This is a genomic window from Bradyrhizobium oligotrophicum (assembly GCF_051168495.1).
In the GTDB taxonomy this organism is placed as follows: domain Bacteria; phylum Pseudomonadota; class Alphaproteobacteria; order Rhizobiales; family Xanthobacteraceae; genus Bradyrhizobium; species Bradyrhizobium oligotrophicum_A.
Window position 1 is genome coordinate 82315 of record NZ_JBNPVB010000017.1, and the last position, 25319, is coordinate 107633.

General features: G+C 65.6%; 15 protein-coding genes. 12 read left to right on the plus strand and 3 right to left on the minus strand.

Annotated elements, in window-relative coordinates:
• Positions 1-226: 226 nt before the first annotated feature.
• From ACQR1B_RS27335 to ACQR1B_RS27375, 9 genes are all read left to right on the plus strand, one after another.
• Positions 227-1981, plus strand: a complete 1755-nt coding sequence (locus ACQR1B_RS27335; protein ID WP_434835561.1) for a type I secretion system permease/ATPase — start codon at positions 227-229, stop codon at positions 1979-1981.
• Positions 1982-1984: 3 nt separating this feature from the next.
• Complete coding sequence (locus ACQR1B_RS27340) at positions 1985-3937, plus strand: HlyD family type I secretion periplasmic adaptor subunit (RefSeq protein ID WP_434835485.1); 1953 nt, start codon at positions 1985-1987, stop codon at positions 3935-3937.
• 67 nt (positions 3938-4004) lie between these two features.
• Entirely contained in the window at positions 4005-6119 is a 2115-nt protein-coding gene (locus tag ACQR1B_RS27345; RefSeq protein ID WP_434835486.1) for an autotransporter strand-loop-strand O-heptosyltransferase, read from the plus strand.
• A gap of 564 nt (positions 6120-6683) precedes the next feature.
• Positions 6684-9956: a beta strand repeat-containing protein gene (locus ACQR1B_RS27350; protein WP_434835487.1), complete on the plus strand. Its 3273-nt coding sequence runs from the start codon at positions 6684-6686 to the stop codon at positions 9954-9956.
• A 513-nt stretch (positions 9957-10469) separates the two neighbouring features.
• Positions 10470-12293, plus strand: a complete 1824-nt coding sequence (locus ACQR1B_RS27355) for a hypothetical protein (protein WP_434835488.1) — start codon at positions 10470-10472, stop codon at positions 12291-12293.
• 274 nt (positions 12294-12567) lie between these two features.
• Positions 12568-16791: a sulfotransferase gene (locus ACQR1B_RS27360; protein WP_434835489.1), complete on the plus strand. Its 4224-nt coding sequence runs from the start codon at positions 12568-12570 to the stop codon at positions 16789-16791.
• Positions 16792-17498: 707 nt separating this feature from the next.
• Positions 17499-18092 (plus strand): formyltransferase family protein, encoded by a 594-nt coding sequence (locus tag ACQR1B_RS27365; protein WP_434835490.1) that lies wholly within the window; start codon positions 17499-17501, stop codon positions 18090-18092.
• 300 nt (positions 18093-18392) lie between these two features.
• Complete coding sequence (locus tag ACQR1B_RS27370) at positions 18393-18743, plus strand: hypothetical protein (protein ID WP_434835491.1); 351 nt, start codon at positions 18393-18395, stop codon at positions 18741-18743.
• A gap of 67 nt (positions 18744-18810) precedes the next feature.
• Positions 18811-19233, plus strand: a complete 423-nt coding sequence (locus tag ACQR1B_RS27375; RefSeq protein WP_434835562.1) for a hypothetical protein — start codon at positions 18811-18813, stop codon at positions 19231-19233.
• 9 nt (positions 19234-19242) lie between these two features.
• On the opposite strand, the gene ACQR1B_RS27380 is transcribed toward ACQR1B_RS27375, so the two are convergent.
• Positions 19243-19476 (minus strand): hypothetical protein, encoded by a 234-nt coding sequence (locus ACQR1B_RS27380; protein ID WP_434835492.1) that lies wholly within the window; start codon positions 19474-19476, stop codon positions 19243-19245.
• A 239-nt stretch (positions 19477-19715) separates the two neighbouring features.
• Here ACQR1B_RS27380 and ACQR1B_RS27385 point away from each other — a divergent pair, with 239 nt between their 5' ends.
• The 3 genes from ACQR1B_RS27385 (at position 19716) to ACQR1B_RS27395 (ending at position 23866) form a co-directional block, all read left to right on the plus strand.
• Positions 19716-20603, plus strand: a complete 888-nt coding sequence (locus tag ACQR1B_RS27385; protein ID WP_434835493.1) for a DMT family transporter — start codon at positions 19716-19718, stop codon at positions 20601-20603.
• Positions 20604-20808: 205 nt separating this feature from the next.
• Positions 20809-22269: a caspase family protein gene (locus ACQR1B_RS27390; protein ID WP_434835494.1), complete on the plus strand. Its 1461-nt coding sequence runs from the start codon at positions 20809-20811 to the stop codon at positions 22267-22269.
• Positions 22270-22441: 172 nt separating this feature from the next.
• A complete protein-coding gene (locus ACQR1B_RS27395) occupies positions 22442-23866 on the plus strand; it encodes a caspase family protein (RefSeq protein WP_434835495.1) in 1425 nt (474 codons plus the stop codon).
• Between the two features lie 94 nt (positions 23867-23960).
• Here the strand turns inward: ACQR1B_RS27395 and ACQR1B_RS27400 are convergent, their stop codons facing one another.
• Positions 23961-24203 carry a BrnA antitoxin family protein gene (locus ACQR1B_RS27400; protein WP_434835496.1) on the minus strand — a complete coding sequence of 81 codons (243 nt, stop codon included), beginning with the start codon at positions 24201-24203 and terminating at the stop codon, positions 23961-23963.
• A gap of 2 nt (positions 24204-24205) precedes the next feature.
• Entirely contained in the window at positions 24206-25174 is a 969-nt protein-coding gene (gene cysK / locus ACQR1B_RS27405) for a cysteine synthase A (RefSeq protein WP_434835497.1), read from the minus strand.
• Between the last annotated feature and the right edge of the window lie 145 nt (positions 25175-25319).

Here is a 25319-nt window from a genome sequence, read left to right on the forward strand (position 1 = left end):
TTCGCGCGCAGCGCTGCGACAGAAAGGGACGCGTGTCCAATTGTTGCCGGAAATTCGTCGGCATCGACTGTCAATAGCGCTGATTGAAGCACTGATGTCTGGGAGACGCGTCTGGATGAGTCTGGCTCAAGACCGCCCGAAAACGAAAGCCGCGGCTGCTCTCAACGATCTTCTTTCGGGAAGCGACGATCCGGTCACGCGCGGACTACGTCAGGCGCTCAAGCGCATGGCCGGCATCGGCGTGTTCAGCGGCGTCATCAACGTTCTGATGCTGTCGGGCTCCGTATACATGATGCAGGTCAATGACCGCGTGGTTCCGAGCAAGAACCTGGCGACGCTCATCGGCCTGTCGGTCATGATTCTGGTTGCCTATCTGATCCAGGGCTATTTCGACGCGTTACGCACCCGCATGCTCTGCCGCGTGGCCACCGTGTTCGATGCTAGCCTGCAGGGCGCGATTCACCACGCCCTGGCCACCCTACCGCTGCGCGGCACCAAGCCGATGATGATGCAGCAGCCGCTGCGCGATCTCGACCAGCTCCGCGCCTTCATGTCGAGCATGGGACCGACCGCCTTTCTCGACATGCCCTGGATTCCGATCTTTCTGATCGGCATGTTCCTGTTTCACCCGCTGATCGGCATCACCGCCGTCATCGGCACCGCGGCGATCATCTCGATGACGCTCGTCACCGATCGTCTGTCGCGGCAGGCGAGCAAATCCGCCAGCGACACCAGCGCCGCGCGGCAGGTTCTCGCCGATGCCACCCAGCGCAATGCCGAGGTGATCCGCGCGCTCGGAATGTCCGATCGCTTCTCGGCCCGCTGGAACGCCGTCAACGAGCGCTATCTGAAGGACAATATCCGCGCCAGCGACGTCTACGCCAATCTCGGGGCCGCCGCGAAGGTGCTGCGCTTCATTCTGCAGTCGGGCATGCTCGGCATCGGTGCGGCGCTCGTCGTCTCCGAGCAGGCATCCGGCGGCGTCATGATGGCCTCGTCGATCCTGATGGGCCGCGCGCTCGCCCCGGTGGAGATCGCGCTGGGCAGCTGGAAACAGCTGGTCGCCGCGCGCGAGGGCATCGCGCGGCTGCGCGACATCTGCAAAGCCACCGCCAAGCCGGAGGCGCCTCCGGTGGCGTTGCCGCGCCCGTTCCGCGAGCTCACCGTCCAGGAGCTGACCGTGGCCGCACCGGCCACCGATCGCCCGATCGTTCAAAACGTGTCGTTCTCGATCAAGGCAGGCACGGGTCTGGCGCTGCTCGGCGCGAGCGCCTCGGGCAAGACCTCGCTGTCGAAGGCGCTGGTCGGCATCTGGCCCGCGCAGCACGGAAGCGTTCGTCTCGACGGTGCAGCGCTCGACCAGTGGAGCAACGAAGATCTCGGCCGCCACATCGGCTACCTGCCGCAGGACGTCGCACTGTTCGACGGCAGCATCGCCGACAACATCTGCCGTTTCGACGAGAATGGGAGTTCGGACGCAATCCTCAAGGCCGCGCAGATCGCCGGCGTCCACGACATCATCCTGCGGCTGCCGGAAGGCTATTCGACGCGAATCGGCCAGGGCGGGATGTCGCTGTCGGCCGGTCAGCGGCAGCGCGTCGGTCTTGCGCGCGCGGTGTATGGCGATCCATTCCTGATCGTCCTGGACGAGCCGAATGCGAATCTGGACACCGACGGCGAGAATGCGCTGAGCCGCGCCATCCAGATCATGCGGCAGCAGAATCAGAGCATCGTCATCGTCATCTCGCATCGTCCGAGCGCGCTGAATGCTCTGAACATGGCGCTGGTGCTGTACGAAGGCAAAGCGATCGCGTTCGGTCCCTGTCAGGAGATCTTTGCCCGCGTGGCCGGCGCCAACAAGGTCGCCGCAGGACCCGCCATTGCCCACGCCGCCGCTGCACCGAGGGTCGCCGCTCCCGCTGCGGCGCCAAATCCGAACGCCCGATCGCTTCGTCGCGCCGCCCCAGCAGAAAGCGCTTGATCAATGAAACACATCAACGACTTCAGGCCCTTCGACGATGACGATTACGTGCGACCGAAGAGCCGCGCTGTCGGTCCGCAGGGCGATGCGTTGATTCTCGAACTGCAGCGGCTGCAGGGCGCCTTCGACGACGGTTCGGAGGACGACCCGCGGCAGCGTCGCAGCGCACGCGAGGGCGGCAAGAAGCGACGGCGTCCTCCGCCGGCGCAAGCCAAGACCAAGCCGCGCTCCAAGAAAAAAGGCAGCAGGATGGGCCGCGCCCTCGACGCATCGCTGTCGCTGTTCGGCCTCGGCACCCCCGCGCCCCGCACGGCACGCCGGGGCGAAGGCATCCGCGAGATGGATTGGCAACGGCCCGCACCAGTGCGCGCCTACGAGCCGGAGCTGTCGCTGCCGCCACGCAATGCGCCCGCGCGCGTGCCGGGCAACAATGCGGCCCCTGTCGTGGACCTGAGGGATTCGCGACGCGATAGCGCTGTCGTCGCTCCGCGGCCGATGGGACACCAGAACCTCCCTGCCCGCCTTGCGCATGCCCCTGCCGTGCCGCAGACCGGGGTCCGTCGGCTGGTCGGCACCGCCGGGACAGCGCTGACGACAGGCATGACCTTCATTGCCACGCAGGGAACGGCGGCCGATCTCGACGACGACTCGGACGAGTCGCTCGTTCCGCGCGTCGGCCGCATGTTCGAAAACGAACTGCGTCTCGGCTTGCGCGTCCTGCTGGTGGCGGGCGTCTTCGGCGGCGGCTGGCTCACCCTGGTGCCGCTGGCCGGCGCGATCGTGGTGCCGGGCAATCTCGTGGTGCAATCCAACGTGAAGGCCATTCAGCATCCGACCGGCGGTATCATCGCGGAAATCAAGGTCGACAATGGCAAGCGCGTCGCGGCCGGCGATCTGCTGGTGCGGCTCGACGCGACGCAGAGCCAGGCCCAGCTGCAGTCGATCACCAAACAGCTGAACGAGCAGCGCGCCAAGATTGCTCGCCTTTCCGCCGAGCGCGACGGCCTGGAGCAGCCGGACTATCCGGCAACGATGACGTCCCGTGCCGACGATCCTCACGTTCGTGCGGTGATCGCCTCGGAGAATGCGTTGTTCAAGGCCCGTGCCGTCACGCGCAGGAGCCAGAAGGAATTGCTGCAGGGGCGCATCGTTCAGCTCAACAACGAGATCAGCGGCATGGAGGCTCAGCTCGATTCGAAGAACAAGCAGATCGACCTCATCAAGGGCGAACTGGCCGGCGTGCAGGATCTCTATGACAAGCGCCTCGTCCCGCTGACGCGGCTGACGACGCTGCAGCGGGAAGCCGCCCGAATCGACGGTGAACGCGGCCAGCTGGTGTCCAGCGTTGCAGAAACGAAGTCCAAGATCAGCGAAGCCGAACTGCAGACCGTCAAGATCGATCAGGATTTCCGTAGCGAAGTGGTGAAGGATCTGAGCGAAGCGCAGGCCAAGGAAGGCGATCTGGTCGAGAAGGGCGTCGCCGCCCGCGATCAGCTGGACCGCATCGAAATGCGCGCGCCGAACTCCGGCACCATCCACCAGCTTGCGGTTCACACCATCGGCGGCGTCATCAAGCCCGGCGAGACCGTCATGGAGCTGGTTCCTGATTCCGACGAGTTGCAGGTCGAGGGGCATGTGCAGCCCAAGGACATCGATCACGTCCACACCGGACAGGATGCGATGGTCCATTTCAACGCCTTCAACCAGCGCACCACGCCGCAGTTGAGCGGCCAGGTCTCGTTCGTGTCGCCTGACATTACCAACGACCAGCGAACGGGCTCCACCTTCTACACGGTGAGGATCACGCTGTCGGACGAGGAGCGGAAGCGGCTCGGCAGCGTCAATCTCATGCCGGGCATGCAGGCCGAAGTGTACGTTCAGACCGGGAGCCGCACGATGCTCAGCTATCTGATGAAGCCGGTGCTCGATCAGTGGCGCCGCGCCTTCGTGGAGTAATCGGCCCGATCAGCAGCGGCCTGCGAGTTGTTTGGCGAGGAAGCGCCGGCCGCATCAGTACCTGAACATGAACGTTGCAAACTTTTCCGGTGCCTCGAACCCGATGGTGCCGACGGTTGCGATACAGCCGACCGACGCTCCATCAGGCGTCAGCACCGACGCGCGCGATCGCGCGGACAGGCCGCGACTGCCGCCGCCATCGGCCGTCCCGACCCAGGACGGACCGCAGGGCCTGCGCTTCGACTTCAACGACGGCTGCCGCGTCATGCTGCCCGACAATGGACAGCCCTGGCGTGTCCGGTTGAGCGATCTCGAGACCGCCAACGTCCTGTTCGACGTCGAGCTGCGCTCGGGACACGTCAACAGCAGCAAGCGCTACTTCGTCCCATTCAGGCTCGAAGTCTGGTCAGCGTCCGAACTCCTGCTGCGCCACGATTACGACGCCACCGGACGCGACGTCCTGATCCAGTTTCCGGTCGGCACCATCGGCGACGTCATCGGGTGGCTGGGCTATGCCGTGAAGTTCAAGGAGCTGCACCAGTGCCGGCTCATCTGCGCGATGGGAGAAACGCTGATCCCGCTGTTCCGCGCCTCCTATCCGGACGTCACGTTCGTGACTCACGAGATGGTTCGGGCGGAGCAATATTACGCGACCTACTCGGTCGCCCTGTTCTTCGACGATGCAGACCAGGTTTATCAGCCCTGTGACTTCCGGCAGGTCGGCCTGCACCGGACCGCAGCCTACATTCTCGGCGTCGACCCGGCCGAACGGCCGCCACGCGTGGCGCTCAGCGATGAAGGCCGCCCCATCGCGGAACCCTATGTCTGCATCGCCGTACAGGCCACGACTCAATGCAAGCACTGGAACAATCCCGACGGCTGGCGGAGCATCGTCGGCTTCCTCAAGGCGAGCGGATACCGGGTCATCTGCATCGATCAGAAGGCGGAGCGCAGCCACGGAGCTTTCCGGACGCTGCGTCCCGCCGATGCCGAGGATCAGACCGGGGACCGGCCGCTGCAGGAGCGTGCCCGCTGGCTGCGGCACGCGGCCTTCTTCATCGGCCTCTCCTCCGGCCTGTCATGGCTGGCCTGGGCCGTCGGAACGCCGGTCGTGCTGATCAGCGGCTTCACTCATCCGACCAACGAGTTTGCGACCCCCTATCGCGTCATCAACCATCACGCCTGCAACAGCTGTTGGAATGACGCGCGACATCGCTTCGATCACGAGGATGCTCTGTGGTGTCCGCGGTGGAAGGGCACGCCCCGGCAATTCGAATGCACGCGTCTGATCACGGCAGAACAGGTCGAGGGGATGGTGCGCAGAATCCCCGGCTTCGGACAGGGCGTGCGTCCGCAACCGCGCCTGCAGGTTTCGGCCGCTCCGCACGATGCCGCCTTGGCAGCAAGTTCGCCACCGGCCCCGACCGGCGGTGACGAGCCGATTGCGCTTGCCACGCTGCTGGCGCAGCCGCGCGGTGACGTTGCTCGCGGCGGCCTTGCCGTCGGTGTGACGGTCGGCGCAGGACGACTGCTGGATCACGCCGCCGCTCAGATCGCGGAAGGCGACCGCACCGCAACCGCCGGCGATCTGGTCGGTGCATTGCAGAACTACAAGCACAGCGTCGATATCGTCAGGCACCTGACCCAGGCCGATCCCGACAATGCCGGCTTTCAACGCAACCTATCAGTGGCCTTGAATCGAATCGGCGCCGTATTGTTCGTGCAGCGAAATCTTCCGGGCGCGCATGCGGCTTATTCCGCCAGCCTCGCCATCGTCCAGAAGCTGACGGCAGCCGATCGCACCAATCTCGGCTTTCAGCGCGATCTAGCCTGGGGCCACGCTCTGCTGGCAGACGTGCTCGCCGCCCAGGGCCGCCATGCCGAAGCGTTCGAACAGCGCCGCTCCAACGCGGCGCTGTTCACCCGGCTCGCCGGCATCGCGCCCAACGATTCGTCGCTGCAGCAATCGCTCGCGACGTCCTACCAGAGCCTCGGCGACGCCTTCGTTCCGCTCGGCAAGATCGACGGCGCGCTGACCGTCTATCGGATCAGCCTTGGCCTGACCAAGCGCGGACTTGATGCAAACGGGCAGGATCCGGCCTGGAACCAGATCTACACCAGCCTGCTGCAGAAGATCCGGGCCGCGCTGCTGGCGCAACGCCAAGCCGCACCGCCGTCCTGAACAGCCCGCGACGAAATCATCGATATATTTCGGTTGTGCCTCGGCAGCCCGCTCATCGACGCAGGCGGTGATCCGTTGCGCCTATCGCCTCGATGCGGACGCGAAGAGGATTGTGGCAAGTCAAGATGCCTGCCCTGGGCCGTCAGGCCCTTCCAGCCTCTCCATCTCTACCGATCGGTCGCTCACCGGCGAGATGCAGGCGGGATCTTGACGGCAATGTGCCGTTCGCATCGCATCGATGGCGCCCGTAATCTGCCGCTTGCCACTGGAAATCAATCACTTGGCAGCTCGTTTGGTCGGATCGTTCGCGGCTCCGCGATGCCCGAACAACAACATATTTGCGGACGTCCCCGCGCCTCTTTTGGCCCGATTACTGCGACCATATAGCGCCATGCGACAAAGTACCGCGCGACAGACGGGCGCACGGTACGGAGGCGCATCGACGGCAAGGCGCAGTTCGAACGCGCCGCGTGTCCGCGGCAGGCCGATGCAGTTCCGCATCGTCTGGCCAGTTTCGGTACGGGGCCCTGCCGGGCGTCGGATGAACTTGGGGAGAGATGATCCATGGCGAACAACACCTTCAACCCGACGGCCCTGGCCAACGGCACGTCGAACCTGCTGGTGCGCGCCTCCGCGCTCAACCTGTCGACCGATCTGGTCCAGGCAGGCGTCGTGTTCAACGATGCGGTCCGCGCCTCGCTCGGCCTGTTTACGCAGGCCGGCAGCGGCAACTCGAATCCGTTCCTCGGCAGCTACACGACGGATCTACATGCCGTGCAGAACGACATCGCAGCGATGCTCGCCAATCCGGGACAAGTGACCCTCGGCGGCCAGACCTTTACTCTCAATGCCACCGACACCGCGGTCCTCACCAACGTGCAGGCACAGATCTCGACCCTGATCACCGCTGCAGGGCAGACCACCAACGCGGCGACGATCACCGCGGCAGACCAGACAGTCCATGCAATCCAGCAGGAGATCCTGCAGGAGATCAACGGCGACGCGCATCTCTCCGGCGCCCTCAACAAGGTGACGTTCCTCGCCAACACTGGCGGCCAGGACGTCGGCTTCCAGAATTCGCCGGCCGGCGCCGACGATGCGACGACCCTGGCTGCGGCGACCGCCGGCAACACGCTCAAGGACGTCGGCCTCGTGTTCAACAAGGTGGTCGATCTTGCCTCCGGCGGCATCCACACCGGCAATCTGCAGGAGGTGACGACCGACCTCACCGCGATCTCGCAGGGACTGACCAATATCCTGAACAACAAGACTCAGCTCGCACAGATCGAGAACGGCGAGACTGCGAACGCCGCAGCGCTGACCACGATCCATCTGCAGACGGTGCTCGGACAGGTCAATCTCGAGCTGACCCAATACGCCAAGGCGGAAACGACGGGCAATCAGGCGGCGCTGCGCGGCACCGCCGACAATCTGCTCGACAGTATCGACATCATTCAGGGCGACGCCAACCTGAACATGGCAGCCGGCGGCAACGGCACGCCAGGCCACGCCGGCGGCTTCGCCGAGGATCCCGGCGGATTGACCGGGACCGTGACCAAGTTCCAGGACAATCAGGCGCAGACCAATTTCTGGGCCGCGTTCCTGGCCGAGGCCAACACCATCAACGCGACGTTGCAGAAGATCTCGACCGGAGGCGCACAGGCCAGCGCGGCGCTGATCACGCAGATTCAGAACTATCAGCAGTTCGGCGCCAATTTCGACGCCGCCCAGGGCAACGTGTTCCGCGGCCGCTTCGACAACGAACTGCTCAGCGGCACGCTGGAAGCCGATACGGCAGCGGCGGTGAAGGGCCTGCAGGGCATCCTCAACGGTGACACGGGTGCAGCGCTCGCCGCCGACAAGGCGATGCTCGCCGCGGCTGGCCAGGGCTTCGCGGCCGACGCCATGGACGTCTCCGGCAACAACATCGCCATCGGCGGTGCGACCTATGTCGGCTCGGCGACGACGGTCTCGACGGCGACGTCGGTGCACGGCCTCGCCCAGGGCACGATCCCGGTGACGGCAACCCCGAACATCGCGAACGGCACGGGCGGCAGCAGCACGACGCCGCCGGGTACGGGTGGCGGCGGAACGGGGACCGGCGGGATGCACACGACGCCGGTGAATTTCAGCCCCACGGCACTCGCCAACGGCACGTCGAACCTGCTGACCCGCGCCACGGCGATCCAGCATTCGACCGATCTCGTGCAGGCCGGCGTCGTCTTCAACGATGCCGTTCGCGCCTCGCTCGGCCTGTTCAGCCTCGCCGGCAGCGGCAACTCACCGACCTTCCTCAGCAGCTATCAGGCCGACATCACCGCGGTGCAGACCGACATCGCGGCAATGCTCGCCAATCCGGGTCAGGTGACGCTCGGCGGACAGACCTTCACGCTGAACGCCACCGACACGGCGGTGCTGAGCAATGTCGAGGGCCAACTGGGCACGCTGCTGCAAGCTGCCGGTCAGTTCGCGAACGCGACGACACAGGCCGCAGCCAGCCAGACGATCCATGCGCTGCAGCAGGAGATCCTGGGCGAGATCCACAACGACGCACATCTGGCGAACGCACTGAACAACGTGCCCTTCCTTGCCAATACCGGCGGTCAGGACGTCGCATTTCAGACCTCTCCGGCCGGAGCTGACGATCCGACGAGCCTGGCTGCGGCCACCGCCGGCAACAGCCTCAAGGACGTCGGACTCGTCTTCAACAAGGTGGTCGAGCTCGCCTCCGGCGGCATCGACGCGGCGCACCTGCAGGAAATCAACACCGATCTCACGGCCGTGTCGCAGGGCCTGACGGCCATCCTCAACAACAAGACGCAGCTCGCGCAGATCGAAGCCGGCGAGACCGCGAACGCAGCCGCGCTGACCACGATTCACCTGCAGACGGCACTCGGCCAGATCAACCTGCAGCTGAACAAGTATGATCAGGCTGCGACGACCGGCAATCAGGCGGCGCTGCGCGGCACCGCCGACAATCTGCTGGACATTATCGACATCGTGCAGGGCGACACCAATCTCAACATGGCCGCGGGCGGCAACGGCAATGCGGGCCATTCCGGCGGCTTTGCCGAGGATCCTGGCGGACTGACCGGCACGGTCACCAAGTTCCAGGACAACCAGGCGCAGACCAATTTCTGGGCCGCCTTCCTGGCCGAGGCCAACACCATCAACGCAACGCTGCAGAAGGTCTCGACCGGCGGTGCACAGGCCAGCGCGGCGCTGATCACGCAGATCCAGAACTACCAGCAGTTCGGCGCCAATTTCGACGCCGCCCAGGGCGCCGTCTTCCAGGGCCGCTTCGACAACGAACTGCTGAGCGGCACGCTCGAGGCCGACACCGCGAATGCGGTGAAGGGCCTGCAGGGTATCCTGAACGGCGACACCGGTGCGGCCCTCACCGCCGACAAGGCGATGATCGCCGCCGCCGGCCAGGGCTTCGCCGCCGACGCGATGGACGTCTCCGGCAACAACATCCCCGTCAACGGCGGCACCTATGTCGGAACCGCTACGACCGTCTCGACGGCAACCTCGATCAAGGGCACCGCGCACGGCACCATCCCCGTTACGGCCACACCGAACCTCGCCAACGGCACCGGCGGCACTGCGGCTACCGGGACCACGACGGGTGGCACGGGAGCCGGCGGTACGGCGGGCGGAGGTACGACGAGCGGAGGCACGACCGGCACGTCGACGGGGACCACGACGGGCAACAACGACGCTGGTCACTGCCATGATCATCATGATCACAGCAGCCACGAGTCGCATACCGCAGGGAGCGCAATGGCCGGTCCCGACATGTCGCATCATCACGCGATGCATCACATGTGGGCCTGAGAGAGCGGTCCGGACGCGTCAGAACGCGGCTATCGCTCTCTGGCGCTCCAGAAAAGGAGACGAGCAGGAGATCAAAACGTGACACCAGGGAGAGCCGAGACGCATCAACCGTTCCTCGTCGATCGAGTCGGCTGTCGTTGGAACAGTTCCAAAGAGAGCGCGCGGAACGCGCGCAAGATCAGGGCAACTTCTTGTCTGGACCGTGTATCGATATGTCGCTTGAACGAGAATGTTGCGAATATGTCACGACTGAAATCAACGACTTAGAACTCTTCTTCAGGTTGCCGTGGCCGAGCTGCGACAATACGCGCATGCCCGAACAACATCATATTTGAGCACGCCGCGGCGCTTCTTTTGGCCCCATTGGAGCAAATAATTCCCAAGTGCTCTGAGGCTGCGACATTTCGCCCGCTCCGCGAAGGGGTGAACGAGACGCCGCAGCCCGATCAACGCCCGCGTGCTGCCGATACGCCAAGCAGCTGACGCCGGGTTGAAACTTGGGGAGATGATCTAATGGCAGCCAATACCTTCAACCCGACGGCGCTGGCGAATGGCACGTCCAACCTGCTGGTTCGCGCCTCGGCGCTGAACCTGTCGACCGATCTCGTGCAGGCCGGCGTCGTGTTCAACGACGCGGTCCGTATCTCGACCGGCCTGTTCTCGACGCCGCAGAACAGCGGCAACTCGAATCCGTTCCTCGGCAGCTACACGACCGACCTGCATGCGGTGCAGAACGACATCAACGCGATGCTCGCCAATCCCGGCCAAGTCACCCTGGGCGGCCAAGCGTTCACGCTCAACGCCACCGACACCGCAGTACTGACGCAGGTGTCGAACGAGATCACGACGCTGATCAACGCGGCGCCGAACACGACCAATCCCAACACGCTGGCCGAAGCCGACCAGACCATTCACAACGTTCAGCAGCTGATCCTGCAGCAGATCCAGGGCGACGCGCATCTGTCGTCGGCACTGAACAACGTTCAGTTCCTCGCCAATACGGGTGCGATGGATGTCGCCTTCCAGTCGCTGCCGGCCGGCAACGACAGCGCGGCCAATCTCGCGGCGGCGACTGCCGGCGATCTGGCGGCGATCGGCCAGGTGATGAACGCGGCAGCCGATCTCATTCTCGGTGGCATCAGCGCCAACAATCTGGGGCAGGCCACGGTCGACTTCACGGCCGCACAACAGGGGCTGAATGCGATCCTCAACGACCCTACAAAGCTGGCCGCGCTCGAGGCTGGTCTCACCGCGGTCGACGCGCAGACCACAACACTCCACCTGATGACACTGGCTGGCCAGATCGGATTGCAGCTCAACAAGTATGACAGCCCGGAAACCCAGGCCAACCCGACCGCCCTGCGCGGCACGGCCGACAACATCCTGGACATGATCGACGTCTTCCAGAACGACGCGACCCTCAATGCGGCGGCGGGCGGCACCGGTGCGCCGGGCCACGCCGGAGGCTGGTCGGAACTGCCGGGCGGCCTGACCGGCACGGTGACCCGATTCCAGGACAATCAGGTCCAGACCAACTTCTGGGCGTCGTTCCTGGCCGAGGCGAATACGCTGGGTGCCAAGCTCAACGCGGTGGCGAATGGCACCGCGGCGGCGACGCAGGACATCATCACGCAGATCGTGAACTACCAGAACTTCGGCACGCAGTTCAACAACGCGCAAGGCGCCGTCTTCCAGGGCCGCTTCGACAACGAGCTCGCCGCCGGCGCGCTGCAGTCCGACTCGGCTATGGCGACAAAGGCGCTACAGGGCATCATGAACGGCGACACGGGTGCTGCGCTCGCAACTGATCAGGCCATGCTGAAGGCGGCCGCCGCCAACTTCATCGGCAACGCCGGCGACATCGGCGGCAACAACATCGCCATCGGCGGCGTGGACTACGTGAACTCGGTGACGAGCTTCATACAGGCCACTGCCGTCAACGGCATTGCCATGGGCACGGGCGCGCCGGCCGGCGCCAACCCGAACATCGCCAACGGCACCGGCGGCACGCCGGCGAGCACGACCACGCCCGGCGGCGGCACGACGGGTGGAGGGACCACCGGTGGAGGCACGACAGGTGGAGGCACCACCGGAGGCGGCACTGCCGGCGGAGGCACGGCGGGTGGCGGCACGACCGGCGGTGGAACGACGGGCGGCGGAACGGCAGGCGGCGGAACGGCAGGCGGCGGCAACCAGACCACGACGACGCACTGTCACAGCCACCATCACCATAGCAGCCACCACACGGCCGCAGCGGCAGCCGCCGCAACGGCGGCGGCAGCATCGAGCGGACCCGACATGTCCCATCACCACGCGATGCATCACATGTGGGGCTGACGCCTCCAGCCAACGCGATGGCGTCGAGCCGGCGCAGACCAAACGGGTCTGCGCCGGCTCGACTACGTTTTGACGAGCACGCTTGCCCGCTCGCAAGTGACCGTAGATCCATCGGCACGCCACCTGCGCCAGAGCACTTGCCGCTCATCGCCAGACGCGTGCACCACCTTGATGAGTTCTGACCGATCGTTCGCGATCGGCCATCGGCAAGCCTCGGTTTCGCTTCATTCCGCCTCGACAACGGCTTTGGTCGACCATTCAGCAAGTTGGCATCATGAACGAGCCCGCCCTCGCCTTCCGTCCCCGACTCGTACCCGCGCCAGCGGGCGCCGATGCGCCTTCACCGACCGTGATCGACGAGCGCGCGCTGCGGATTGCCGAAGAAGCCTATCGCAAGGTGCTTGCCCTCCAGCCGCGGCATTTCCGAACGCTGTGCAGCCTCGCAATGGTGCGCCTGCAGCTCGGCGATGCGCACGAGGCGCGCACCCTGCTGGACCAGGCCGCAGAGCAAGCCGGCGAGTCCGCAGATCTGCATCTGTCGATCGGCAATATCTTTGCCGGGCTGGGCGACCTCGCCAAATCGAATACGCATCTGCAGCGTTCGGTCGCGCTCGACGATTCATCGACCGAAGCGCGCCTCCTGCTCGGCAGTGTCCTCACGAGCCTCGGCGATCCGGCGAGCGCTGCGCAGCACCTTGAGCTGGCGCTCGCCGCCCGCCCAGACGATGCCGATGCCCACCAGGCCCTCGGCTTTGCGTTGCAGCGTCTCGGCCAGCACGAGCGGGCGCTGTCGCATCACGAGGCCGCCCTGAGTGCCCGGCCAGATTTCGCGGCCGCCGCAGCCAGCCTGGGCGACGCCTGCCGCCAGCTCGGGCGGCATGCCGAGGCGATTGCGCACTACTCCCGCGCGCTCGAGATCCAGCCGACCGCGCCGGTCGTGCTGCTCAACATCGGCGGCTGCCAGCAGGCGAGCGGCCAGTTCGACGCCGCCATCCGCACCTATCAGCAGGCGCTCGCGCTCAGCCCGCATCTTGCGGAGGCGCACTACAATCTCGGCAACCTGCATCTGGAGATGAAGAGCTGGCCAACCGCCATCTTCCATTACGAGCGCGCCATCGCCGAGCGGCCCGATTTTCCCGAGGCCCACAACAATCTCGCCAACGCGCTGCAATCGCGCGGCAGGCCGGAGGAGGCGCTGGCGCATTATGACGAGGCGGTCCGCCGCCGTCCCGATTATGCCACGGCCCATCGCAATCGCGGCGACACGCTGCGCAACATGAAGCGCTTCGAGGAGGCGATCGCGAGCTATCGCACCGCCCTCGTCCATGATCCGCGCGATGCGACCACGATCAACCACCTCGCCGGGGTGCTGATGATCCTGGGCCGGCTCGACGACGCGGCGCGCGCGTATGAATCCGCCCTGGCGATCAATCCCCGCAACGTCGGCATTCATCTCAACTACGGCGTCGTCAAGCCGTTCACCTTGGACGACCCGCGCTGGGCACCGCTGCAGGATCTGGCGGCGGGCGCGGAGACGCTCAGCGACGACGCACGCATCGCCCTGCATTTCACGCTCGGGCGCGCTTATGCCGACATCAAGGACGGCGAACGGTCGCTGGTGCACCTCAACGCGGGAAACGGCCTCGAGCGGCGGCGCATCAACTATGACGAGAACCAGACCTTGCGCCAGATCGAGCGCATTCGCGCCGTCCTGTCCAGGGAGATGCTGCAGGCGCGCGCCGGACACGGTGATCCATCGCAGGCGCCGGTCTTCGTCATCGGCATGCCGCGATCCGGCACCAGCCTCATCGAGCAGATCCTGGCCAGCCATCCCGCAGTCCATGGCGCCGGCGAGGTCAACTATTTCGCCGCGGCCGCCGGGCAGTTGTCCGATCGCGCCGGGGGCGACTATCCGGAGATGCTCGCCAAATTCACCGATGCCGATTTCGCCATCCTGGCGCGTGCCTATCTCGAACGCTTCACCGACCTGCCGGCGGACACGCGCCGCATCGTCGACAAGATGCCCTCGAACTTCCTGTTTGCCGGGCTCATCCACCTTGCGCTGCCCCATGCGCGGATCATTCACGTCCGACGCAATCCGGTCGACACCTGCCTGTCCTGCTACACCCAGCTGTTCGCCGAGCCGCAGCCATTCGCCTATGATCTCGCCGAGCTCGGCCGCTACTACCGCGCCTATGATGGGCTGATGAGCCATTGGCGCGCCGCTCTGCCGGACGGCGTCATGCTGGAAGTGACGTATGAGGACGTGGTGCGCGACTTCGAGCCGCATGCCCGCAGGATCGTCGCCCATTGCGGGCTCGACTGGGACGATGCCTGCCTGACGTTCCATGAGACCGAGCGCCCGGTCAACACCGCGAGCCTGGTGCAGGTCCGCAAGCCGCTGTTCACAGGATCGGTCGGCCGCTGGCGGATGTATGGCGATCGCCTGAAGCCGCTGCTCGATGCACTCGGTCGGGCCGCGCTGCAGTCGACGATCGCCGACGCGATCGCCGGCGTTGCGCAACCCAAGGCCACAAACGTCGCCCCACCCGTGGTCACGCCGACGACGGAGGCGCATCCGTTCAACGCCGAGCAGCTCGGGTCCCTGCAGACGCTGGCCGAAGGCGCGGCCTCGGTGGCCAAGAAGCTGCAGAGCCGCGGCGACCACAAGGATGCCGAGACCGTGTTCCGGCTGATCCTGGCGGGACGGCCGAACCAGTTCGACGCCCTGGTCGGGCTCGGAATGATCTGCACCACCGCCAATCGCCTCGACGAGGCGAAGGACTATTTCCAGCGTGCGGTCGCAGTGAACGACCAATCCGCGGAAGCCCATGGCAGCATCGGCGCCGTCGAAGCCTCCGCCGGCCGCTACGAGGTGGCCGTGCGGCACTACGAGACCGCACTCGCATTGTCGCCGAGCCATCCCGGCATTCTCTACGCCTTTGCCATGGTCCGGCAGAATCAGGGACTGATCGACGAGGCGATGGCCCTGCTCCGGCGCGCCATCGACAACAAGCCGCAGCATCTCGACGCCTATTTCGCGCTCGGCAACCTGCTCTATACGGCCGGCAAGGATATCGAAGCGGCCAAATGCTACCTGAAGGTTCTCGATTTCAGCCCGGAGCACGCCGAGACCCACAACAACATCGCCAACGTCCTGCTGCGCCAGGGCCATCGCGAGCGCGCTGTCGAGCACTACAAGCGGGCGATCGCGAGCCGGCCCGATTATGCCGATGCCTATGGCAATCTCGGCAATGCGTTCCTGGAATTGAACCGTCTCGAGGAATCGATCGAGCAGAACCTCCTGGCCATCAAGATCAAGCCGGAGCGTTTCGGCTCCTACAACAATCTGGGCGTCGCCTACCAGGCGCTCGGTCGTTTCGAGGAGGCGACCGCGTCATTCCAGAAGGCCCTGGAACTGGCACCGGACGACGCGTCGATCCACCTCAATCTCGCGAACATGTCGAAGTTCAAGCCGGACGACAGCCGGCTTCCCAGCCTGCAGCGGCTGGTCGAACGCGTCGATCGGCTCGATCAGGAGAAGCAGATCGCCGCCCATTTCGCGATGGGCAAGGCGCTGTCGGACCTGAAGGACTACGACGCCGCCTTTTCGCATCTGCACAAGGCCAACACGCTCAAGCGCAACAGCTTCGACTACGAGTCCGAGCAGCGGCTCGGCATGATGCGCAACGTCGCCAGCCGCTTCACGCCGGAGTTCTTCCGCACGGTCGCAGGCCATGGTGACGACTCCTGGGCTCCGATCTTCATCGTCGGCATGCCGCGCTCCGGCACCACACTGATGGAGCAGGTGCTGGCGAGCCATTCGAAGGTGTTCGGCGCCGGCGAACTCGAGACCTTCAAGGACCTGGTCGGCGAGTGCGCCAACCGCCAGAAGGTCGTTCCCGCCTACCCCGATCTCGTTACACAGCTGCCGCCGGACGAGATCACCAGGCTGGGACGGGACTACACCGCCCGCGTCCGCGTGCTGGCCCCCGACGCCGCGCACATCGTCGACAAGATGCCGCTGAACTTCCTGTTCGTCGGCATGATCCACGCTGCGTTTCCGCGCGCCAGGATCATCAACACGAGGCGCGACCCGCTCGACAATTGCGTCTCATGCTATTCGCTGCTGTTCACCGGCTCCCAGCCGTTCGCCTACGACCTGACCGAGCTCGGCCACTACTACCGGGGATACGAGCGCGTGATGGAACATTGGCACGAGGTGCTGCCGCCCGGCGTCCTGATCGACGTGCAGTACGAGGACCTGGTCGACGACCTCGAGGGTGTCTCGCGCCGCGTGCTCGATCATTGCGGCCTGGACTGGGAAAACGCCTGTCTCGACTTCCATCGCACCGAGCGCACGGTGCGCACCGCGAGCCTGATGCAGGTGCGAGAGCCGATCTACCGCCGTTCGATCGGAAGCTGGCGCCGCTACGAGAAACATCTCGGACCGCTGTGCGAGGCGCTCGGCATCGACTATCCGCCACCGGCGGCGTGACCGCCGGCAAATAACCGGGTGCTGTTGCCCAGGGATCGGTGACAGGCGCGGCACCCGGCTATCCGGCCGCGCGGCGGAGCGGCTTACACACTATGCTCCAGGCCCTTTAAGAAATTATCTTCATCATATGCCGAAGCGGCGCTTTTACTACGAACACGCCACAACTAATATCACAATCACTGGTTGATGTCGTGATGCACATCTGTCATTGGAGCGAACCCTGTTCGTAGATCGACCAAATCGCTCGCGCCATTCTCGAAGCCGATCTGCAATCGATCTTTATCGTCGGCTTCTGATAGCTCACTCCGTTAGTTCGATGGCAGGTCTACGAGCCCACCATGCTGCAGCGTCGCCGCGCCGGAGGCCTCGCGCCCGCGCCATGATCGTGCGCGTCGTCGCAAACCGGTCACCGAACGGGAACCACGACGCGCTCCCGCCGGCTCGACGCGGCCTCTGCGGTGGGGTCCGCAAGCGACCTTGAGATCCGGCCGGCGCGCACCAACCTGCGGGCCAGTTCCAGATCGTGGGCCGTGTCGCGCCTCGCGCCCCCGGCGGGCGCACCGCCGGGCCGGATTGACCACGATTGTGATGAATGCGCAGCAGGCGCTTGACCTGGACGCCAAGGCTTGGTTTGACCCGAATTCGTCCGGCCCCGGAGCCTGCCCGACTGGACACATCGCCCGCCCCAACCGTGGAAGATCCCCGCCATGCGTATCACCCTCGTCGGCTCCCGCCATTTCGGTGTCGCCACACTGAACATGCTGCGAGAGCGAGGCATCGAGATCGCGCGCGTGGTCGTGCACGACGGCGAAGACCGGCTCGCAGCGACGGCGCGCGCGGCCGGAATCGAGGTCCTGGTCCAGGCCGATCCCAAAGTGGTGCCTGCCGGCGAGATCGCCCCCGGAACGGACTTGATCGTCACGGCGCACAGCCACGCCCGCGTCACGCAGGAGGCGGTTGCCGCCGCCAAGCTCGGCGGCATCGGCTACCACCCCTCGCTGCTGCCGCGGCACCGCGGCATCGCGGCCGTCGAATGGACCATCAAGGAAGGCGATCCGATCGCAGGCGGGACCATCTATCACCTCGCCGAGCGGATGGATGCCGGCGCCATTGCGGCGCAGGACTGGTGCTTCGTCAGGAAGGGCGAGACGGCCCGCGAATTGTGGGAGCGCGCGCTGGCGCCGCTCGGCCTTAAGCTGCTCGGCGACGTCGTCGAATCAGCCAAGGCGACCGGCGCGATTCCCGCCAAGCCGCAGGACGAGCAGTTCGCGACCAAGGCGCCGAGCGTCACGCCGCACTGAGCGACACCCATCGCGCAACGGTCGTATCCCCGGCCCTCGGCAGGCTAGGACCGTCGTCCCTGGCGGTCCCGTCGAACACAGGTGCGGTCACCGCAAAGGTATGGCTCCGGTCTGCTCATGTCGTGCGCGAGCACGCAATTTGCCCACAATGCCGCCAGAATGGTTCATGACCGGGTTCCGCATTAATCCTTAATGGCCTGAAACTGCTCAATAAAATTTTGTTTCGGCGCTGCGGCAAATTTTCGTCACAATTTTTCCAAATAAGCTTTCTTCATCAACGACATTGAGGGACAACGATTCATGCGTTTCGACCGCATTGGAATGGCTTTCGCCGCGTCGATCCTGGTGGGTGGCTCGGCCGCCCCCGCATTCGCCCAATCACTCTATGATGGTCAGTGGCAGGTCACGATCGTCACCAACAGCGGCAGTTGCGAACCACAGGCCAGCTCGACCCTGACCGTTGCAGACGGTAAGATTTCGGCGGCTGGCGCCAATGTGTCGGGTTCGATCGGGCGCGAAGGTCTCGTCAAGGTCTCGATCAATGGCGCATATGCGAATGGACAGCTCAACGGCAATTCGGGTTCGGGCAAGTGGAATGGAGCCTCGGCAGGCATTCCGTGCAGCGGTCGCTGGCAGGCCTCGCGCCTGTAACGGCGGTCCGTCTGTTTTGAAGGTGGCGCGGCGGCTGACGGCCGCCGCGGTCGTTTTCGCGGCCAGCATGGCCGCCTCGCCGGGACACGCCGATCCCGGCCCCTTCACCGGCATGGCTGGAACATGGGGCGGCGGCGGCACCGTCGCACTCGAGGATGGCTCGACCGAGCGCATCCGTTGCCGGGCGAGCTACGGCGTCTCCGGGCCGCGAATGACCCTGGTCCTCACCTGCGCCAGCGACGCCTACAAGTTCGGCCTCCAAGCCGACGTCGTCGCCGAGGGCTCAGCGATCTCGGGCACCTGGAGCGAGACCAGCCGCGGCGTCAGCGGCGTGCTGCAGGGCCGCGGCGGCGGCGGCAACTTCCAGCTGCTCGCGACCACCGCCGGCTTCAACGCCAACATTGCGCTCGCGACCCGGGGCAACAGGCAGTCGGTGTCGATCCGGGCCGACAGCCAGTTTCGCGCCGCGAACATCTCGCTGTCGCGGTGAGGAAGCTGCTCAGGCGCGCTTGGCGCCTGGCACCGGTCTGGCGGCCGCGGCCGGCGGCGGCGCCAGCTGGGCTGCGGTGCGCTTGATGGTCTTGGCGACCAGCAGCGCCTGCTCGCGGGTCATGGCAAAATCCTGCACGCCCTTCTGGGTGGTCAGCGACAGCACCATGAGATGAGGCTCCCGCTCGGGCCAGCCGGTGGCAAAGGCGGTCAGGAAGTCGGCTGAGGCGGCGCGTTCGGTCATGTGTCAAGCTGCCCTTGGCTGTTTCGCGGCGGTCGCTTTAGGACGAAACGCCGTCACACTCCACGGTTTTCTCCGTACGCTTTCTCGGCACGTTTCTTCCGGCCCGACGCGGCGGTGCAGATGATCGCCCGCGCTGCGCGCGTTGATGCACTGCACCGTTGATTTCATTTGCATTGCCTTGCACGCGAGGCGATACAGCCCGCCTTCGCTCGCCCCGCCCGCCTCTCCGCCTCGGCCCCATGCATCGTCCCGCTTCGAAACTGATGGCCGCGCTGTGGATGACCGGCTGGCTCAGCCTCATGCTGGTGATGGCGGTGGCGGGACGTGAAGCCATGCGCGAACTGAACGTGTTCGAGCTGATGGAGCTGCGCTGTCTCATCGGGCTCGCGATGCTGTCGCCCGTGATCGCACTCAGCGGCGGCTTCGCCACGCTGCGCACCACGCGCCTCCAGCTGCACGCCGCCCGCAACCTGATCCACTACGGCGCCCAGCTCGGCTGGTTCTTCGCGCTGACCCTGATCCCGATCGGCCAGGTCGTGGCGATCGAGTTCACGATGCCGATCTGGACCGCACTGCTCGCCGCGACCTTCCTCGGCGAGCGCATCACCCTCTTCAAGCTCGCAGCCATCGTCTTCGGCCTCGTCGGCGTGGTGGTGATCGTTCGCCCCGAGACCGGGACGATCAATCCCGGCCAGCTGATCGCGCTCGGCGCGGCCGTCGGCTTCGGCATCTCGATCGCGCTGGTCAAGTTCCTGACGCGCACCGAGCCCACCGTCTCGATCATCTTCTGGATGCTGGCGGTGCAGTCGGTCGCCGGCCTCGTCCCGTCGCTCGCACTGTGGACGTCGCCGTCGGCCACCGCCTGGGGCTGGATCGTCGTCGTTGCCCTGTGCGGCACCTTCTCTCATTTCTGCATGGCCCGCGCGATGCTCTATGCCGACGCCACGGTCGTCATCCCGATGGACTTCCTGCGCGTGCCGCTGACCGCGACCGTCGGCTGGCTGGTCTATTCGGAGCGTCTCGACGGCTTCACGGTGCTGGGCGCTGCCCTGATTCTCGCCGGAAACCTGTTGAATTTGCGCCCGCCGCAGCCGCAGCGGCTGCCGGTCAACTCGTCGCAAAGCTGATTGCGAGGCTAGCTCTCGCGAGTCGATCCTCTGTGAGGTCTGTCACGGACCAGTCAGATACACGCGATTGGCGTTGGCTTCGCGCAACACTCGCGAACTGCTTTGTGGCGAAAGCGAGATTTTTTGTTCGGGACCAAGACTTTTCGGCGCGAACGGCGACAAATGCTGCAGTGATCGCTTCGCCTGATCTTTGGGGGATCTCCTGATGCGCCTTCTCACCATCACCCTGTCCCTGCTCTGCATGGCGCTGACCGCTGGAGCCGCAAAGGCCGACCGCCGGGTCGCCTTCGTCGTCGGCAACGGCGCCTACAAGAGCGTGGCACAGCTGCCCAATCCGCCGGTCGACGCCAAGGCCATGGCGGCCACTTTGCGCAATGTCGGCTTCGACGTCGTCGAGGGCACCAATCTCACCCGCGACAAGATGACCGAGAAGCTGCTGGACTTCGGTCGCAAGGCGCAGGGCGCCGACATAGCGGTGTTCTATTACGCTGGCCACGGCATCGCGATCGCCGGCACCAACTACCTGCTGCCGGTCGATGCCGATCTGAAATCTGAGATGGACGTCAAGCTCGGCTCGGCGATCAACATCGATGTCACGCTCGATCAGACCATGGGCGATGCCAAGGTCAAGCTGGTGTTCCTCGATGCCTGCCGCGACAATCCGTTCGCCGCCAAGATCAAGTCGAACTCGCCGACCCGCAGCGTGTCGGTACAGACGGGACTGGCCGAAATGAAGTCGGGCGAAGGCACCTTGATCGCGTTCGCGACCGGTCCCGGCCAGACCGCGCTCGACGGTGATGCCGGCGCCAACAGCCCGTTCACCCGCGCGCTGATCTCGCACATCGCCCAGCCCGGCGTGGAGATCCAGCAGGCCATGACCGCGGTCCGCGCCCAGGTCAACGAGGAGACCAGCAAGGGGCAGCTGCCGTGGGGACACACCAACCTGATCGGCGCGGTCTATCTCAATCCGGCGGCAACCCCGCCGGCTGCAGCCGCCGCACCGGGAGCCGCTGCGGCTGCAGCCGTGATCAATACCAGCGCCGCCGAAGCCGAGCTCGAGTTCTGGCGCTCGGTGAAAGACTCCAACAAGCCGGAAGAGCTCAACGCCTATCTTTCCACCTATCCGAACGGACAGTTCAAATCGCTGGCGATGGCCCGCATCGCCTCGATCGAGAGCGGCGCCATCAACACCGCGACCCGCAACGTCGCTAAGGGCGTCGATCCGGCGACCTTCACCGAGGAAGGTAACCAGGTCAGCGAGGATCAGATCGGCCTCGACAAGACCAAGCGCCGTGACATCCAGCGCCGCCTGACCGGCCTCGGCTTCGACACCAAGATGACCGGCGTGTTCGACGACGAGACCCGTGGCGTGATGAAGCGTTGGCAGGCCGCGCGCGGCTATCCGTCGACCGGCTTCCTGACCAAGCTGCAACACAAGGCGCTGCTGGCCGAGCCGCAGCCCGCACCGGCCACCGCCGCAACGGGTGACGAAGCCAAGCCGCGCCGCGCCAAGCCGGCCGGCAACGTCGCTGCCGGCAACCCGCCGCCGCAGGGCGCGCCGGTCTACCGGAATCCGCCGCCGCAGGACAATGCGGGCAACGCCGCCGGCGCAGCCTTCATCGGCGGCATGATGGGCGGCGTTCTCGGCGGCGCGCTGCGCCGCTGAGCGCCCGAGCTTCGCCAGACGCGACAAGCCCGTGCCGCAAGGCGCGGGCTTTTTGCTGGCCGCAACGCTCATGCCGCTACAACCGCCGATTTGACCTGGGCCAATCACGGCTTTTTGGTGTAGAGATCATGGCGGATTCCAGTCGCCGATCACGCTTCAAAAGGGGGTTCAGATGCGGGGTGGCAGCCTCATTCCGGCACTCGTTCTGTCGTTCGTGTTGTCCGCGCTCGCCGTCGATGCTGCGCGGGCCGACCGGCGCGTGGCGTTCGTGGTCGGCAACGGCGCCTACAGGAACGTGGCCCAGCTTCCCAATCCGCCCGTCGACGCCAGGGCGATGGCGGTGACCCTGCGCAATGTCGGCTTCGACGTCGTCGAGGGCACCAACCTCAACCGCGAGCAGATGACCGAGAAGCTGCTGGAGTTCGGCCGCCGCAGCCAGGGCGCGGACGTCGCCGTGTTCTACTACGCAGGCCACGGCATCGCGATCTCCGGCACCAACTACCTGCTGCCCATCGATGCCGACATCAAGTCGGAGATGGACGCCAAGCTCGGTGCCGCCATCAATGTCGACGTCACGCTCGACCAGACGTTGGGTGACGCCAAGGTCAAGCTGGTGTTCCTCGACGCCTGTCGCGACAATCCGTTCACCGCCAAGATCCGGTCGAGCACGTCGACGCGCAGCGTCTCGGTGCAGACCGGTCTCGCCGAAATGAAATCCGGCGAAGGCACGCTGATCGCGTTCGCCACGGGTCCGGGTCAGACCGCGCTCGACGGTGACGCCGGCACCAACAGCCCGTTCACGCGCGCGCTGATCGCGCACATCACTGAGCCGGGCCTCGAGATCCAGCAGGCCATGACCAAGGTGCGCGCCCAGGTCAACGAGGAGACCGCCAAGGGCCAACTGCCTTGGGGCCATACCAATTTGATCGGCACCGTCTATCTCAATCCCAACGCGGCCAGCACCCCTGCGGCCGCCGGCGCCGTGCCAGCAGCCGTCGTCGCGGCCCTTCCTGCGAACGACGTCGAGCTCGAATTCTGGCGCTCGGTGAAGGATTCCAACAAGCCCGAAGAGTTCAAGGCCTACCTCACCAACTATCCCAACGGCCAGTTCAGATCGCTGGCGCTGGCCCGGGTGGCGTCGCTGGACAACGCCCCATCGACCACGACCCGCAACCTCACCACGGGCGTCGACCCGCTTACCTTCACCGAAGAAGGCACGCAGGTCAGCGAGGACCAGATCGGCCTCGACAAGGGCCAGCGCCGCGACGTGCAGCGCCGCCTCACCGGTCTCGGCTTCGACACCAAGGCGACCGGCAAGTTCGACGGCGACACCCGCGCGGTGCTCAAGCGCTGGCAGGCCGCCCGAGGCTATCCGTCGAGCGGCTATCTCACCAGGCTGCAGCACAAGGCCCTGCTCGCCGAGATCGTCCCGGCTGCGTCGGCCGCCAGCGCAAGCGAGGACGAGCGGCCTGCCCGCCGGGCGCAGCGCAGCAGCGGCGGTGGCGGCGGTGGCCATCATCGCGGCGGTCCGGACGCCGGTGCGGCCTTCATCGGCGGCATGATGGGCGGAATGCTCGGCGGCGCGTTCCGGCGCTGATCCCGATGCCCCGGCACAGCGCAGCTGAAAGGCCGCCGGCCGGAGCAGCCGTCGAAGCGGTGGCAACGTGGAGCCACCGCCTATGGCACAGTCGTCAGAGGCCGGCCGCCTTGCGCAGGGCCGCATTGATGCGGTCCTGCCAGCCAGGCCCCTCGGATTGAAAGTGCTCCAGCACGTCCTGGTCGATCCGCAGGGTCACCTGCTCCCGCACGCCGGGGACGGCCGCCTTCTTGGGCGGCGGCGCCTCGACCGGCTTGGTCGTCACCTTCTTGAACGCAGCCTCGGCCTCGGTACGAGGGTCGGCGAGCGTGCGCGGACGCCGCGGCTGATCGGCCATGATCAGATTCCTTCGAACAGCGCCGTGGACAAATAGCGCTCCGAGAACGACGGCACGATCGCCAGGATCGTCTTGCCCGCGTTCTCCGGCCGCTTGCCGATCTCGATGGCGGCCGCAATGGCCGCGCCCGAGGAAATGCCGCCGGGAATGCCTTCGTTGCGGGCCAGCGCGCGCGACGTCTCGATCGCGGTCGTGCTGTTGATCTTCACGATCTCATCGATCACCGACCGGTCGAGAATGTCCGGGACGAAACCTGCGCCGATGCCCTGAATCTTGTGCGGCGAATGCTGGCCGCCCGACAGCACCGGGCTCTCCTCCGGCTCGACCGCCACGACCTTGAGTCCGGGCTTGCGCGATTTCAGCACCTGGCCGACGCCGGTGATGGTGCCGCCGGTGCCGACACCGGCGACGAAGACGTCGATATTGCCGTTCGTGTCGTTCCAGATTTCCTCGGCCGTGGTGCGACGATGAATCTCGGGATTGGCCAGGTTCTTGAACTGTTGCGGCATCACCGAGTTCGGCGTCGTGCGCACCAATTCCTCGGCGGTCGCGATCGCGCCCTTCATGCCCTGCCCTGCCGGCGTCAGCACGATCTCGGCGCCGAGAAACGCGAGCATCTTGCGCCGCTCGACCGACATCGATTCCGGCATCACGAGCTTCAGCTTGTAACCACGCGCCGCCGCCACGAAGGCCAGCGCAATACCGGTGTTGCCGGAGGTCGGCTCGATCAGCACGGTGTCTGGCTTGAGCACCCCGGCCTGCTCCATGGCCAAGATCATGCCGACGCCGATGCGATCCTTCACGCTCGCCGCCGGATTGAAATATTCCAGCTTGGCCAGAATGGTCGCCTTGACGCCGTGCTGCTCCGGCAGTTTTCGCAATCGCACAATCGGCGTGTTGCCGAACGCGTCGACAATTGAATCAAATACGCGCCCTCGCCCGGGACGCTGCGTCGCAGCTGATGACTCCATCAGATCACTCCTTGCGCACTTCGGCGCGACATCGACAATGGTCCGGACCATCTTCAGCGAGCTTGTTGCGCTGCGCAAGCACGTTTACGCGATCGTATGGGCACCGCGGCGCACAACAACTCGTGGCTAAATTACGCAAAACCAA

Excerpts from the sequence above, each read along its gene's own strand:
- ACQR1B_RS27335 (WP_434835561.1), top strand. The coding sequence starts at position 227 with ATGGCCGGCATCGGCGTGTTCAGCGGCGTCATCAACGTTCTGATGCTG.
- ACQR1B_RS27340 (WP_434835485.1), top strand. The coding sequence starts at position 1,985 with ATGAAACACATCAACGACTTCAGGCCCTTCGACGATGACGATTACGTG.
- ACQR1B_RS27345 (WP_434835486.1), top strand. The coding sequence starts at position 4,005 with ATGAACGTTGCAAACTTTTCCGGTGCCTCGAACCCGATGGTGCCGACG.
- ACQR1B_RS27350 (WP_434835487.1), top strand. The coding sequence starts at position 6,684 with ATGGCGAACAACACCTTCAACCCGACGGCCCTGGCCAACGGCACGTCG.
- ACQR1B_RS27355 (WP_434835488.1), top strand. The coding sequence starts at position 10,470 with ATGGCAGCCAATACCTTCAACCCGACGGCGCTGGCGAATGGCACGTCC.
- ACQR1B_RS27360 (WP_434835489.1), top strand. The coding sequence starts at position 12,568 with ATGAACGAGCCCGCCCTCGCCTTCCGTCCCCGACTCGTACCCGCGCCA.
- ACQR1B_RS27365 (WP_434835490.1), top strand. The coding sequence starts at position 17,499 with ATGCGTATCACCCTCGTCGGCTCCCGCCATTTCGGTGTCGCCACACTG.
- ACQR1B_RS27370 (WP_434835491.1), top strand. The coding sequence starts at position 18,393 with ATGCGTTTCGACCGCATTGGAATGGCTTTCGCCGCGTCGATCCTGGTG.
- ACQR1B_RS27375 (WP_434835562.1), top strand. The coding sequence starts at position 18,811 with ATGGCCGCCTCGCCGGGACACGCCGATCCCGGCCCCTTCACCGGCATG.
- ACQR1B_RS27380 (WP_434835492.1), bottom strand. The coding sequence starts at position 19,476 with ATGACCGAACGCGCCGCCTCAGCCGACTTCCTGACCGCCTTTGCCACC.
- ACQR1B_RS27385 (WP_434835493.1), top strand. The coding sequence starts at position 19,716 with ATGCATCGTCCCGCTTCGAAACTGATGGCCGCGCTGTGGATGACCGGC.
- ACQR1B_RS27390 (WP_434835494.1), top strand. The coding sequence starts at position 20,809 with ATGCGCCTTCTCACCATCACCCTGTCCCTGCTCTGCATGGCGCTGACC.
- ACQR1B_RS27395 (WP_434835495.1), top strand. The coding sequence starts at position 22,442 with ATGCGGGGTGGCAGCCTCATTCCGGCACTCGTTCTGTCGTTCGTGTTG.
- ACQR1B_RS27400 (WP_434835496.1), bottom strand. The coding sequence starts at position 24,203 with ATGGCCGATCAGCCGCGGCGTCCGCGCACGCTCGCCGACCCTCGTACC.
- cysK (WP_434835497.1), bottom strand. The coding sequence starts at position 25,174 with ATGGAGTCATCAGCTGCGACGCAGCGTCCCGGGCGAGGGCGCGTATTT.